The sequence below is a fragment of the Stutzerimonas azotifigens genome, from assembly GCF_013522725.1.
Lineage (GTDB): Bacteria > Pseudomonadota > Gammaproteobacteria > Pseudomonadales > Pseudomonadaceae > Stutzerimonas > Stutzerimonas azotifigens_A.
The window spans coordinates 142107-154563 of the sequence record NZ_JAAMRF010000002.1; the positions used below are offsets into that span (position 1 = coordinate 142107).

Genomic DNA, 12457 nt, shown 5'->3' on the forward strand with positions numbered 1-12457 from the left:
GGCCCGCCATCGAACGCGCGCCGGGCGTGTTCGATGGCCTGCTAGAATCGCCGACTTTCATCTCAGGACCCAAACCATGGCCGCCATCGGGCGTTACAACAGCCTCCAGATCGTCAAACACACCGGTTTCGGGCTCTACCTGGACGGCGGCCCGGATGGCGAGATCCTGCTGCCCAACCGCTACATTCCCAAGGACAGCCCGACCGAGGTCGATGACTGGCTGAACGTGTTCATCTACCTCGACAGCGAAGACAAGCTGATCGCCACCACTGAGCGGCCGAAAGTGCAGGTGGGTGAGTTCGCCAGCCTGAAGGTGGTGGAGATCAATCGGGTCGGGCTGTTCCTCGATTGGGGGCTGCCCAAGGATCTGCTGTTGCCCCATTCCGAAGAAAAGCGCCCGCTGCAGGAAGGCGACTACTGCGTGGTGTATGTCTACATCGACAAGCGCACCAAGCGAATCACCGCGACCGCTCGCTTGGATCGTTACCTGGACGCGACGCCGGCACGCTATGAGGTCGGCGAAGCGGTAGACCTGCTGGTGGTCGAGGCGACCGACCTGGGTTTCAAAGCGATCATCAATGGCAAGCACTGGGGCCTGATCCACAAGAACGAAGTGTTCAAGTTCCTGCGCGGTGGCATGCGCGAATCCGGCTTCATCAAGGAGATTCGTGGCGACGGCAAGATCAGTCTCAGCCTGCAGCCCATAGGTAACGAGGCCGCCGACAGCCTGCAGGCGCTTATTCTGCAAAAGCTGGAGGCCAGCGACGGCGTGCTGATGGTCAGTGACAAGAGCCCGCCGCAGGATATTGCCCGCCTGTTCGGCGTCAGCAAGGGCAATTTCAAGAAGGCCATCGGTGGCCTCTATAAAGAAGGGCGCATCGTCATCCATGCCGACCGGATCGAAGCGGTGGCGCGCTCGCCTCGCTAGATTGCGCGAGGTCAAAGGTCCAGCCGCATTTGCGGTGCCTGCTCGCGGCCGTTGGCGGCTCGACCTTCGCCGGCTCGGTAGCTCAGCCGCCCATCTTCCAGGCGTGCCGCTGACGTGAAGGGATGAGGTGTCGCCGCCTGTTCGCCCTGGATATGCAGCACTTCGACCCCGCGTACCTTGAGCGCGTCGGAGACTAGGGATCGGTGACAGCGCCACCAGAGGACCTCAGCGCACATCATGCAGGTACGCTGAGTAGTGGCGAGCTCCCACAGCTGGGCGAAGCCGTCAGCGAAAGCCCGGCTGGTCATGTAGTCGGCATAGCCCCGAAACGCCGCGTTGCGCCAGGCATCGTTCGGCGAATCGGGTAGAGGATGTCTTCGCCCGCCAAGCGCTTCTATCCATTGATAATCGATGCCTTCACGCGCCAGTGCTTCGCGCAGGGATTGCTCGCCGAACTGGGGAAGGCGCCGCGATCCCGGAAAGCGTCTGACATCTACCAGCATCTCGATGCGGTGCGCCTTGAGCGCATCCAACAGAGCTTCTATCGAGCGGGTGGAATGGCCGATCGTCCAGACAGAAGTCGGTGCGCTCATTCAGTCACCCGGTGCAGCGCTGTTTCCTTGTGCATTGCCAAGTGCCCGGTCTTGGCACTCCTGACTTCATATTGCGGCTCCTCGGTACTGGCGCGACGTATACGCCCCATGAACTCGGTATCGCGCGTATGTACTTTCACGATCTCGCCCTCGATCCATCCAGCTTCCGAGTTCCATTTCACCTTTTCCCCGGTCTTGTAGCTCTGGCTCATCGATTTGCCCCCTGGCCGTTTTCACGGTGTCGATGAAGGTGGGACCTGCGTCACACGCGACGGTGCGATCAGCCCTATTCGACGGTTCCTAATCCCTGCCGTTCGTCGGCTTTTTATCAAGCATAAGCCAGTGCTGCAGGCGGTCTAATTCAGAAAACTGACGCCATTAAAAAATCAAAAAAGCCGCAACGACGGGCATATAGGCAATCGATATGTACTGGCACTTAGCCAAAAGATACTGGCTATGTAGTGGCAAGTAAGCTTTTTTGTCGAGATTCTGACGCCGAATTGACGCCAGAAAAATTTCCCATGTATTCGGAAACCTATTATAAATACGCCACACAACGGATTTGCCCCGGTTTTTACCCGCACTTCTAGGTTGTGACGAATCGTTAGGTTTCGCGAATTGAGACTTTGATCCAGCAAGCGCCCAAACGACTTTATTAACCTCTCGCCACTTTTTTAAAGGTTTTCGCGCCTTTTGAAGTATTAAGTTTCGGAGAGACGAAATGTTTATGAATACTTTCGCCAGTGCCCATAAGGCACTTGCCGCTTCCATCGCACTTGCAGCTGTTCTCGGTAGCTATACTGTCGCTTCGCCAGCTAGCGCTGCAGCCGCTGCTACTACTTCTGCGTCGGCTTCTGTAACTTCGACTCTTAATAGCTTCACCAGCGCTGACTGGCTGAATGGTATTTGGAGGAAGTCGGCTGGTTTCTCCATTCCAGCGACCAGTGCAAACATCGCCGCCTTTAAAGTTGGAACTTCCGTCACACTGGCGGACGGCCAGGTTCGTAAAGTCGTCGCTATATATAACGTCGGCAGTTCGTTGAGCGTCATGCTTGCCGGCGCGGTATTGGACGGTAACAAAGTCGGTTACCCGAAAACCGTTTCCACCGGTACGGGCGCTGCCACCGTTCAGCACACCTCCGGCATCAATGCCTTCACCAACAGCGATTGGCTGAACGGTGTATGGCGCAAGTCGGCGGGCTTCTCCATCGCCGGTACCGCCGCCAACAAGGCTGCCTTCAAGGTTGGCGCCACCGTCCAGCTGGCTGACGGTCAGATGCGCAAGGTCACCGTTGCCCAGATCGTTGGCAACAACATGAGCATCTTCCTCGATGGCGCGGCGCTGAACGCCACTGCCGTCGGCTATCCGAAGACGCTGAAGATCGTTTCCGCAGGCTCTGCATCGGCGCCTGGGACCAACAACCCGGTCACGACCACGCCTAACGCGCCGGTCACCAGTACGCCGACCGCTCCGGTGCCCACCGCTCCGAAGCCGAGTACTCCCGTGGCTACCACTCCGACGCCTAGCGCGCCTGTAACCAGCACGCCGAGCAACGGTGCCAAGCTCGACCTGGTCGGTGTGAACTTCGGCTCTGCCGTCTTCGACGGTGGCAATGTGCCGGGTGTTTACAACACCAACTACACCTATGCGGCTGAGTCCTATTACAAGCGTCACAGTGAGCTTGGCTTCAAGTTGGTGCGTCTGGGCTTCTTGTGGGAGCGCATTCAGCCCAAGCTTGGTGGAGCGCTCAACACCGCGGAACTTGCGCGTCTGACGCAGTCGCTGGACTACGCTCAGAAATACGGCATCAAGGTTGTCCTTGATATGCACAACTACTACCGTTACTACGGTAAGCAGATCAATACGCCTGACGTACCGATCTCGCAGTACGCTAATGCCTGGCGCCTTATTGCTCAGAAGGTCGTTAACCATCCTGCCGTATATGGTTACGGTTTGATGAACGAGCCGCACGATAATAATGACGGTTGGCCGGCTGCTGCACTTGCCGCTGCTCAGGCCGTACGCGCAGTCGATTCGAATCGCTGGATCTTCGTTGCGGGTGAGCGCTGGTCGAGTGCTTATCACTGGCCGAGCTACAACACTCGTCTGATTCAGAACCCCTGGATGCGTGATCCGAAGAACAACTTGGTATACGAAGCGCACATGTATATCGACAGTGACTTCTCGGGTAACTATTTCAACAAGGCCGAAAAGTTCGATCCGATGATTGGCGTCAACCGTGTCAAGCCTTTCGTTGAATGGCTCAAGCAGAACAAGCTGCGTGGCTTCCTGGGTGAGCACGGCGTACCGGACTTCTCGCCTTCGGCGATGGTCGCTACCGACAACCTGCTGGCTTACCTGCGTCAGAACTGCATTCCGAGCACCTACTGGGCTGCCGGCCCGTGGTGGGGTGAGTACTCGATGTCCCTCGACGTGACCAGCAACAAGGCTCGTCCTCAGTTGCCAGTCCTGCAGAAGCACGCTGCTGCTGCGAAAACCTGCTCGACCATCGGCCCGCTGTAAGCCGTACGTCGAACTAGAAAACGGGCCCTCTGGGCCCGTTTTTTTTTGCCTGTTGAAATTGTAGCAGGCGCATATTCCGCCAAAGTGACCTGCTGTTCGTCGGAACTCGCTTGGCAAATAGTCAGCAGAATTCAATCGAAGCCGTATTCCAATTACGACGAACGGTATTGGACGCCGTTTCGCTTGTTTTGCAATGGTTTAGGCCAGGTGCCCACGGCGCGGGGCTCCCAGACCTTATTGCTGGCCATTGGGGTTTCGAGCGGCTCGGTATGCCGTTCTTTGGAAGACTTCTAGGCCGACTCTTGAGCGGATTAGATAAAGCGGAACTCGTTATTTCAGCTTCGGTCACCTTTTATGTACGCGCTTACAAGCGCATGCGGCACCAGCTTGCCAAGGCAAGTTGGCGGATCGTGATAATCCGACCCAGCCACATATATATAGGTGAAGAAAATGACGACACCCGAAGACGAAATCACAGGATACGGTGGTCAGCCCAAGACCCCGTCATCCTCGCATTCCAGTACCGGTACGTCGCCTGGCTCCCTGTCTCAGGGCGGGAGCGGTTCATCGCAGGGCACCCAAAGTGGGCAGGGCGCTCAAGGCGGTCAGGCCGCGCCATTCAGTCAGAATCGGTCCGACATGCATTCGGACTCCTCATCCTCCGGTTCGCAGATGAGCGAGCCGCTCAAGGAAAAGGCCCATCAGGTGGCCGACCAGGCCAAGTCCGAAGGGCGCGCTCAGTTCGAGCAATACCGTGGCACTGCCGCCGACCAACTGGAAAAAGTAGCCCAGAGCGCCAAAGCCGCGGCCAGTGAACTGGAACAACAGGACAGTGGGCTGTCGCACTACGTGTCGGACATGGCGCAGACGATGGTGCGGTTCGCCGACGATCTGCGTGGCAAGAGCGCGGATGATCTGCTGCGTGACGTCAACACCCTTGCGCGCAACAATCCCGCGCTGTTCATTGCTGGCAGCGTTGCGCTGGGCTTCGGTTTGACCCGCTTTGCCAAGGCTTCCAGCCATCGCACGTCCAATCAGGGCGGGGCCGGTAAGACGTCGATGCGAACCGGTGGGGCAACATCTTCCACTGTTTCCGCCAGCGGGCTGGCCACCGATCATGGCGCTACTGGGGGCTACGGTGGTGGCCGGTTGCCCAGCCAGTCTGAAATCAATCGTCAGGTCGACAGCGGCGCCAGCGGTGCGAGTGTCGGCAGCGTGTCCAATGCGGGCACTTCGTCTTCCTCCCCGTCCTCGACCGCTTCGGCTTCGCATTCCACTGGCGGCGCTGGTTCCACCACCGGCCGTGACAGCAAAGGCACCGACGGAGGGCTTCTGCCATGAAAGAGCAACGCACCCTGGATACTCCCTATGTGGCGGGCGCGTCCGATCCCATGACGGATCAAACCAGTCACGACACGTCGGTGGGCGGTCTGCTTCGCCAGCTCACTCGCGAAGTGCCCTCGTTGTTCACCAAGGAACTGGCGCTGGCCAAGGCCGAGCTTACCGAGTCGCTCAATGCGACCAAGGCTGGCGTTGCCAGCGTGGCTACCGGTGGAGCGGTACTCTTGGGCGGCTTCATCGTCCTGCTGATGGCAGCGGTCTATGGCCTGAGCCTGTATATGCAGCAATGGCTGGCGGCGTTGATCGTGGGCGTCGTGGTGATGGTGATCGGCGCGGTCATGGTCTCGGCAGGCAAGAAGAAGTTCGAAGCCTCGTCCTTCCGGCCCGACCGCACGATCCACTCGATGAACAAAGATAAGGAAGCCGTCAGGGAGCACGTATCATGAGTACGAACAATCAGATCGAGCTTGAATCCCACAAGGATCCAAAAACCCTTGAGCGCGAGATCGACCAGCAGCGCGCCGAGATCGGGGATATCGTCACCGCACTGGAGAACAAGCTGTCCCCTGGCGAGTTGATCGACACTGCCTTGGGGTATGTGAAGGGCGGCGGTGGCGAATTCTTTGGCAATCTCAGCAACACGGTGAAGGCCAACCCGGTTCCCACACTGCTGACCTCGGTGGGGCTCATCTGGCTGATGGCCGGCCAGAATCGCCGCGTAGAGCACAGTTATTCCACCGGTCCGTCGCTTGGCGACAAGCTCGGTGCCAAGGCCGACGGTCTGAAACATCAGGGCGCCGGGCTGAAGGAAAAGGCCAGCCACCTGCAGCACGACGTGGCCAGTTCGCTGGGCAGTGCCCGTGAACGGGTAAGCAATACCGGCCACCAGGCAGCCGATACGTTGCGCCACACCGCCGACAGTCTGCGCGATACCGCTGACCGCGCGCGCGGTGGCTTTAGCCATCTGTTGCGGGAACAGCCGTTGGCGGTCGGGGCGATCGGCATCGCACTAGGTGCCTTGCTCGCCGCGAGCGTACCTCCGACGCGCCAGGAAGATGAGCTCATGGGACAGGCGCGGGACGACGTGGCCGATAAGCTCAAGCACAAGGCCCATGAGGAATACGAGCGCGTGAGCGAAGTCGGTGAAGACGTTGCTCGTCAGGTAAAGCAGGACATGAACAACGACAGCGCTCAGTCGGCGTCAAGACCTCACTGACCGCGTGCGTGCCCTGCCCTGTGGCCTGCCGAAATCGGCAGGCCATTTTCGTCTCATGGGCTTGAGTCCTGCGGAACAAACTTCGATAATCCGCCGCGGCGCCGGTGTAGCTCAGTAGGTAGAGCAGCGCATTCGTAATGCGAAGGTCGGGGGTTCGACTCCTCTCACCGGCACCAGAGACATCCAAAGAAAAGGGTTGGCGAAAGCTAACCCTTTTCTTTTTGGGGTGGAGAACTGCCCGGCTTACCGGTCGGGTTCGTGGGTATGAAGGGTTATGTCTGCGCGAAGCGCCACCAGGGCGTCTGCCTTGATGGTCGGTTCGCCATGCAGTGTGGTCCGAAGTCAGCCAGAGCGGTCGTCATGGCCAGGCTGGGCCGGGAAATCCGTTCCTATCGCAGAATGGGCACCGCTCGTGCGAAGGATCGCCTCGATCCGTTCGGCACCGCACCGTACCGCAGCGGCCCGGCGCTGGTGATGGCGACGCGCCGAGGCATCGCCGATCGGTATCGTTACTTGGCCACCTGCATGTCCATCGCCATGAACTTGCCATCCATCGGTTGCCCGTATGCTTGCTCGTAGCGTGGTTCTTCATGGTGCGGGGCGTGTTGCGGAGTTTGTTCGAACACCTCCGGCTCCTTGTCCTGATCGAGCTTGTGGGACAGGTGGCGGATGGTGCGCTTGAGACGCAATACTTTGTCCTCCAGGCGATAGACCTTGCGGCTGTTGTAGAACAGCCCTAGCACGAAGCCGGCAGAGGTGAAGATCAGACCGTAGAGCATGGCCATGTTGTACAGGTAGTCGGCGAACATCGATTCTCTCCTTATTTTCGTCTGGGCCAGGGCCTTTTCGGATCCATGCTACCGCGCCGGGAAGGGCGGGGCGGATGATGCCACCTTGATGTCGAGGTGATGCCGAACTGAGACATGTGTCTCAAAAAAGCGTTCCGTACTGGCGTCGGGCCTTCTTTGGGCTGGAGCGAGCCGTTTCGCCTGCGTCATGAGTATCGGTCATGCGCCGCGCGGCGTGCTGGTTGCAAGGGGCCTCTGGGGCGTCCGTTCGGCGGGGGTAAGCGAACTCCTGATACATCGAGCCGTCCGACGAGTATCAATAGACTTCAGCAAGGGGCGAGCATGGCTTTCTTCAAAACCGGCGGTCTGAGTCTGTTCGAATTGGCCAAGCGAACGATCAAGGAGTTCGCGAACGACGATATGTCCACCCACGCATGCGCGCTGGCGTACCGGGCGTTGTTTTCCCTGTTTCCCTTCCTGTTGTTCCTCATCGCGATGCTCGGTTTCCTGCATCTGCCCGAGTTCTTCACCTGGCTCAGAGAGCAGGCCGCGCTGGTGTTGCCGGACGAGCCGCTGGAGCAGGTCAACGGGGTGATCGATCAGCTGCAGAACCAGGAGGCCGGCCTGCTTTCCTTCAGTATCCTGCTGGCGATCGCAGCGGCAGCCCGGGGTGTGCGCTCGCTGATGAATGCGATGAACGTCGCCTACGACGTAGAGGAAGGACGCCCTGGCTGGAAGCTGTATCTGTTGTCGGTGGTTTACACCTTCGCGCTGGCCTTCATCCTGCTCGGGGCGGCCGGCCTGATGATCATCGGCCCCCAGGTCATGGAGTGGTTGGCATCGCAGGTGGGCTTGCAGGAAATCGTGGTCGTTCTCTGGACGTGGCTGCGCTGGCCGGTGGTGGTCATCCTGCTGATGCTGGTGGTAGCGGCGCTGTACTACGTCACACCGGATGTCGAGCAGGACTTTCGCTTCATTACGCCGGGTTCGGTGCTGGCGGTAATCGTTTGGATCGCTGCGTCCGTGGGGTTCGGCATTTACGTACAGAACTTTGCCGACTTCAACGCCACCTACGGCAGCATCGGGGCCATCATCATTCTGCTCATGTACTTTTACATCTCCGCTGCGGTGTTGCTGTTCGGCGCCGAGCTCAACGCCGTGATCGAGCACGCCTCCAGCGAAGGCAAGGATCCGGGAGACAAAAAGCTCGATAGTTGACTCTATGGGCGTACGGCAGGATTGCCTGCCAGCTCGTGTCTCGCTCGTCGAACAACTCTGTCACGTTACGGTCAATTAGGTTCATTACAGAATCTTTCAGCGTCGATTTCCTGTAAGCGAAGTGTGCTCCTGCGCTTCGTGATGCCTGTCGGGCGGTGCTGAAGGTCTGCATCGAGGCCGAACGGAGACGCTTTACCTTGCATATCGCTGATATGACCATGTTTTACGCGCCGGCTAGCGGCGGCGTTCGCACCTATCTCGAAGCCAAGCATGGCCGGCTGCAGCGCTACCCCGGGATACGCCACAGCGTTCTTGTCCCAGGTAGCGGGTACGCCGAGAACGACGGTATCTATCAGGTTCCCGCACCGGTCTTGCCGTTCGGCAAGGGTTATCGTTTCCCTGTGCGTCGTGGCCCGTGGCGCTCGGTGCTGAACAACCTGCAGCCGGACCTGATCGAAGTGGGCGATCCCTATCTCACCGCCTGGGCCGCGCTGGATGCCGGACGGCGTCTGGATATCCCCGTCATCGGTTTCTATCACTCGGACCTGCCGCTGCTGGCCAGCAAGCGCCTGGGCTCCTGGTTCGGAGCCAATATGAGCAGCTATGTAGCGCGCCTGTATCGCAGCTTCGACCGGGTTCTGGCCCCCAGTCAGGTGATGGCCGACAAGCTCGACTCGCTCGGCGTGCGCAATGTCTTCGTCCAGCCGCTTGGCGTCGATTTGCAGACCTTCCGGCCGGAGCGACGCGACGCCAACCTGCGAGCCGAACTGGGACTGCCCGATGAGACGCGCCTGCTGATCTTCGCCGGCCGCGGATCGCGGGAAAAAAACCTGCCGGTGCTGCTGCGCGCCGCCCAGCTGTTGGGCAAGCCGTATCACCTCTTGCTGGTGGGTTCAGGAATGCCCAAACGGGTGCCGGACAACGTGACGGTCATCGATCGGTTCTGTCCGGCTACGGAGGTGGCTCGGTTGTTGGCCAGTAGCGATGTGCTTCTGCACGCGGGCAATCAGGAAACCTTCGGGCTGGTCGCCCTCGAGGCCATGGCCAGCGGTATTCCGGTGATCGCCACGCGCGCCGGTGCACTGCAGGAAATCGTGCCGTTCCACACCGGGCGGCTGTGCCGCCCGCTGGACCCGCACGCCATGGCGCAGACCGTGCGCGAACTGTTCGAGGGCGATCCGCGCCTGCTCGGGCAGCAGGCGCGCCGCCATGTCGAGTCTCATCATGCCTGGGACGCGGTAGTTGCCGGCCTGCTGGCCCACTACCAGGCGGTGCTCAGGGTCGCCCCGCTGCCGGTGGTGGCCATGCATGGCTGAGCGCGCGCTGATGCTGGTGCTGCATGACGTGGCGCCTGAAACCTGGCCCGATTACCGGCCCTTCGTCAACGCGGTCGATGCGCTCGGTTCGATCCCGATCAACTGGCTGGTCGTACCGGATTTCCACCGGCGCAATCCCTTGCAGGACGCTTCGGGGTTTCGCCGTCTGCTCGATGAGCGGATAACTCGTGGCGACGAACTCATCCTGCACGGGTTTTCCCATGCCGACGAGGCGCCACCGCCGCGCTCGCCTCGCGACTGGTTCATGCGCCGGGTGTATACCCACGAAGGAGAGTTCTACGCGCTGGACGAGGCACAGGCGCGCCAGCGGCTGGAGCAGGGCATGGCGATGTTCGACCGCTTCGAATGGCCGCTGCACGGTTTCGTCGCCCCTGCGTGGTTGTTGAGCGAGGGCGCCAAGCGCGCACTGTCTGCGTCGGGGTTGGCCTATACCAGTGATCCTCAGCACTTCTATCGATTGCCCGAGTTCACGTCCATCGATGCGCCCGGATTGGTGTGGAGCGCCCGCAGCGCCTGGCGCAGGGGCGTCTCGCGAGTAGTCAGCGAACGAATGTCGGAGCGTCACCGGCAGGCGCCGGTACTGCGGCTCGGCTTGCACCCGGTGGACATGCGCCACGGTTTTTCGCGCGATTACTGGTACCAGTTGCTGGTGAGGCTGCTGGCAGACGGGCGTCGGCCTATCACCAAGTATCAATGGCTCCTTCAGCAGACGCACCGTTCGAGCGCCGCGGCGTGAGTCGCGGTGTCTGGCTGCTGCTGGGCGGCTTGCTCGCAGCGGTCCTGATTCCTGCGCTATTGGGCGGGACGGGGTTGTTCGAGCGGTTGCGCAGTTTTCCGCCGGGCCTGTTGCTGATCATGGTCGGCATGATCGTCGTCTGCTGGCTCCTCAACGCGCTGCGCTTACGGCTGTTGCTGGGCCGGGACACGATTGGGCAGGCGCGAGCGTTGGGCATCGTCGTGGCGACCGAATTTGCCATCTGCGCGACGCCGGCAGGGGCGGGCGGTCCGATCACCTTGGCGGCCTTGCTGATGCGTCGGGGCGTGGCCCCAACCAAGGCGACCGCCACCTTCGCGGTCGAGCATCTGGGCGATCTGCTGTTCTTCTGCTGCGCCCTGTTCGGTGTGCTGGCCTATGCCGTGACCCATGCGCTCAGCGCCCACGTCGGCAACCTGCTGATGGTTGGCGCGCTTTTGCTTGGTGCGGTGCTGGTGATGCTCGGTCTGGTCGGCCGCTACCATCGCGGCCTGTTTCGCTTCAACGGCCGGCTGCTCGCGCGGCTAGGGCTGTCGTGGCGCAAGCGTCACCGCTGGGCTCGGCGGGTGTTGCGTTTTCGCAACGAGCTGGGGCAGACCCTGCGTCTGCCGCGTCGGGTACTGCTGGCGGTCTTTCTGCTCACCAGCGTGCATTGGTTGCTGCGCTACAGCGTGCTTTATCTGACGTTGCAGGGGCTTGGGCGCGATATCGCCTGGGCCTGGACCTTTCTCGTGCAGATGCTGGCGCTTACGGCAGGGCAGTTGAGCCTGCTGCCCGGTGGGGCCGGCAGCGCCGAGCTGGCGTCCATGGCGCTGCTGACGCCGCTGGCAGGCAAATCAACGACGGCGGCCGCCATTCTCATCTGGCGCTTCGTCACCTATTACCTTTATCTCATCGTTGGGGCGCCTGTGTTTCTGCATCTGGCAGGGCGCCCGCTGCTCAAGCGGCTGATTCGTGCGCGTCAGACCTGAGGAATGCCGTCCCGATGGATGGAAGCAACTTAGCTAGCCCTCGAGTGGTCAACCTTATACCTGTAGAGAAAGTGGAGGAGACGCACATGAGTAGTGCCGAAGACAAAATCAAAGGCAACACCAACGAAGCCGTTGGCAAGATCAAGCAAGGCGTAGGCGAAGCCACCGGTAACGGCAGCATGAAGCGCGAAGGTCAGCGCCAGGAAGTCAAAGGCGATGCCCAGCAACTCAAGGGCGACGTCAAAGACACTGTCAAGGGCAGGGTCGACCGCGCCTGATTTCATCCTGGGGCTCTATGCCCCATAAAAAAGCCCGCATCCTTGGATGCGGGCTTTTTCGTTTGAGTAGGCTGTTACTCAGCGTTCCAGATGCTGCAGCTTGTCCTTCTTGCCATCCCACTCCTCGGCGTCCGGGAGTGCTTCTTTCTTTTCGGTGATGTTCGGCCAGATGTCGGCCAGGTCGGCGTTGAGCTGAATGAATTCCTGCATGTCCTCGGGCACTTCGTCTTCCGAGAAGATGGCCTGGGCGGGGCATTCCGGCTCGCACAGTGCGCAGTCGATGCATTCGTCAGGATGAATGACCAGGAAATTCGGGCCTTCGTAGAAGCAGTCCACCGGGCAGACTTCCACGCAATCGGTATATTTGCACTTGATGCAGTTGTCGGTGACGACAAAGGTCATTCTCGCTATCTCCTCGGGCTGTCGGAGGGCTGGGGCAGTCGCCCTCCGGTCGGCAGCAAATCGGCACCAGGCATGCCGCTAATCAAAAATGCGCGCGATTCTATCAG

Annotated in this window: 14 protein-coding genes and 1 tRNA gene; 11 read left to right on the plus strand and 4 right to left on the minus strand. The window is 60.3% G+C overall.

Translation table 11 applies throughout. The features are described 5' to 3' along the window. The first annotated feature begins 76 nt into the window (after positions 1 to 76). Positions 77 to 928, plus strand: coding sequence for a CvfB family protein (locus G7026_RS03490; RefSeq protein WP_181069386.1), 852 nt, complete (start codon positions 77 to 79; stop codon positions 926 to 928). A gap of 11 nt (positions 929 to 939) precedes the next feature. Here G7026_RS03490 and G7026_RS03495 read toward each other — a convergent pair whose 3' ends face one another. Beyond that, positions 940 to 1521, minus strand: a complete 582-nt coding sequence (locus tag G7026_RS03495; RefSeq protein WP_181069387.1) for a DUF488 domain-containing protein — start codon at positions 1519 to 1521, stop codon at positions 940 to 942. Then, on the minus strand, positions 1518 to 1733 hold the full coding sequence (locus G7026_RS03500) for a hypervirulence associated TUDOR domain-containing protein (protein ID WP_181069388.1): 216 nt from the start codon (positions 1731 to 1733) through the stop codon (positions 1518 to 1520). Before G7026_RS03500 ends, G7026_RS03495 begins: the two co-directional genes overlap by 4 nt. A 509-nt stretch (positions 1734 to 2242) precedes the next feature. Between G7026_RS03500 and G7026_RS03505 the strand changes: the two genes are divergently transcribed. The 5 genes from G7026_RS03505 (at position 2243) to G7026_RS03525 (ending at position 6778) form a co-directional block, all read left to right on the plus strand. After that, complete coding sequence (locus tag G7026_RS03505) at positions 2243 to 4045, plus strand: cellulase family glycosylhydrolase (protein WP_181069389.1); 1803 nt, start codon at positions 2243 to 2245, stop codon at positions 4043 to 4045. Between the two features lie 672 nt (positions 4046 to 4717). Next, positions 4718 to 5386, plus strand: a complete 669-nt coding sequence (locus G7026_RS03510) for a hypothetical protein (protein WP_258190164.1) — start codon at positions 4718 to 4720, stop codon at positions 5384 to 5386. After that, positions 5383 to 5832 (plus strand): phage holin family protein, encoded by a 450-nt coding sequence (locus tag G7026_RS03515; protein ID WP_181069390.1) that lies wholly within the window; start codon positions 5383 to 5385, stop codon positions 5830 to 5832. Before G7026_RS03510 ends, G7026_RS03515 begins: the two co-directional genes overlap by 4 nt. Next, the gene (locus G7026_RS03520) at positions 5829 to 6602 is read left to right on the plus strand and encodes a DUF3618 domain-containing protein (protein ID WP_181069391.1); all 774 of its coding nucleotides are present in this window, start codon (positions 5829 to 5831) and stop codon (positions 6600 to 6602) included. The genes G7026_RS03515 and G7026_RS03520 overlap by 4 nt, the downstream gene beginning before the upstream one ends. A 100-nt stretch (positions 6603 to 6702) precedes the next feature. Further along, positions 6703 to 6778: transfer RNA gene (locus tag G7026_RS03525), tRNA-Thr, on the plus strand. A 333-nt stretch (positions 6779 to 7111) separates the two neighbouring features. On the opposite strand, the gene G7026_RS03530 is transcribed toward G7026_RS03525, so the two are convergent. Next, entirely contained in the window at positions 7112 to 7411 is a 300-nt protein-coding gene (locus G7026_RS03530; RefSeq protein ID WP_181069839.1) for a hypothetical protein, read from the minus strand. A gap of 321 nt (positions 7412 to 7732) precedes the next feature. On the opposite strand from G7026_RS03530, the gene G7026_RS03535 reads away from it, so the two are divergent. The 5 genes from G7026_RS03535 to G7026_RS03555 all read left to right on the plus strand — a co-directional run bounded on the left by G7026_RS03535 (position 7733) and on the right by G7026_RS03555 (position 11948). Beyond that, positions 7733 to 8608 carry a YihY/virulence factor BrkB family protein gene (locus tag G7026_RS03535; RefSeq protein WP_181069392.1) on the plus strand — a complete coding sequence of 292 codons (876 nt, stop codon included), beginning with the start codon at positions 7733 to 7735 and terminating at the stop codon, positions 8606 to 8608. Positions 8609 to 8805: 197 nt separating this feature from the next. Beyond that, positions 8806 to 9924, plus strand: coding sequence for a glycosyltransferase family 4 protein (locus G7026_RS03540; protein ID WP_181069393.1), 1119 nt, complete (start codon positions 8806 to 8808; stop codon positions 9922 to 9924). Further along, on the plus strand, positions 9917 to 10681 hold the full coding sequence (locus tag G7026_RS03545; protein WP_181069394.1) for a DUF2334 domain-containing protein: 765 nt from the start codon (positions 9917 to 9919) through the stop codon (positions 10679 to 10681). The genes G7026_RS03540 and G7026_RS03545 overlap by 8 nt, the downstream gene beginning before the upstream one ends. Beyond that, the gene (locus tag G7026_RS03550; protein WP_181069820.1) at positions 10678 to 11670 is read left to right on the plus strand and encodes a lysylphosphatidylglycerol synthase transmembrane domain-containing protein; all 993 of its coding nucleotides are present in this window, start codon (positions 10678 to 10680) and stop codon (positions 11668 to 11670) included. Before G7026_RS03545 ends, G7026_RS03550 begins: the two co-directional genes overlap by 4 nt. Before the next feature lie 86 nt (positions 11671 to 11756). Continuing rightward, positions 11757 to 11948 carry a CsbD family protein gene (locus G7026_RS03555; RefSeq protein ID WP_181069395.1) on the plus strand — a complete coding sequence of 64 codons (192 nt, stop codon included), beginning with the start codon at positions 11757 to 11759 and terminating at the stop codon, positions 11946 to 11948. Between the two features lie 78 nt (positions 11949 to 12026). On the opposite strand, the gene fdxA is transcribed toward G7026_RS03555, so the two are convergent. Then, positions 12027 to 12350 (minus strand): ferredoxin FdxA, encoded by a 324-nt coding sequence (fdxA, locus tag G7026_RS03560; RefSeq protein WP_181069396.1) that lies wholly within the window; start codon positions 12348 to 12350, stop codon positions 12027 to 12029. Between the last annotated feature and the right edge of the window lie 107 nt (positions 12351 to 12457).

Excerpts from the sequence above, each read along its gene's own strand:
- G7026_RS03535 (WP_181069392.1), top strand. The coding sequence starts at position 7,733 with ATGGCTTTCTTCAAAACCGGCGGTCTGAGTCTGTTCGAATTGGCCAAG.
- G7026_RS03555 (WP_181069395.1), top strand. The coding sequence starts at position 11,757 with ATGAGTAGTGCCGAAGACAAAATCAAAGGCAACACCAACGAAGCCGTT.
- G7026_RS03545 (WP_181069394.1), top strand. The coding sequence starts at position 9,917 with ATGGCTGAGCGCGCGCTGATGCTGGTGCTGCATGACGTGGCGCCTGAA.
- G7026_RS03500 (WP_181069388.1), bottom strand. The coding sequence starts at position 1,733 with ATGAGCCAGAGCTACAAGACCGGGGAAAAGGTGAAATGGAACTCGGAA.
- G7026_RS03505 (WP_181069389.1), top strand. The coding sequence starts at position 2,243 with ATGTTTATGAATACTTTCGCCAGTGCCCATAAGGCACTTGCCGCTTCC.
- G7026_RS03520 (WP_181069391.1), top strand. The coding sequence starts at position 5,829 with ATGAGTACGAACAATCAGATCGAGCTTGAATCCCACAAGGATCCAAAA.
- G7026_RS03490 (WP_181069386.1), top strand. The coding sequence starts at position 77 with ATGGCCGCCATCGGGCGTTACAACAGCCTCCAGATCGTCAAACACACC.
- fdxA (WP_181069396.1), bottom strand. The coding sequence starts at position 12,350 with ATGACCTTTGTCGTCACCGACAACTGCATCAAGTGCAAATATACCGAT.
- G7026_RS03530 (WP_181069839.1), bottom strand. The coding sequence starts at position 7,411 with ATGTTCGCCGACTACCTGTACAACATGGCCATGCTCTACGGTCTGATC.
- G7026_RS03510 (WP_258190164.1), top strand. The coding sequence starts at position 4,718 with ATGAGCGAGCCGCTCAAGGAAAAGGCCCATCAGGTGGCCGACCAGGCC.
- G7026_RS03495 (WP_181069387.1), bottom strand. The coding sequence starts at position 1,521 with ATGAGCGCACCGACTTCTGTCTGGACGATCGGCCATTCCACCCGCTCG.
- G7026_RS03515 (WP_181069390.1), top strand. The coding sequence starts at position 5,383 with ATGAAAGAGCAACGCACCCTGGATACTCCCTATGTGGCGGGCGCGTCC.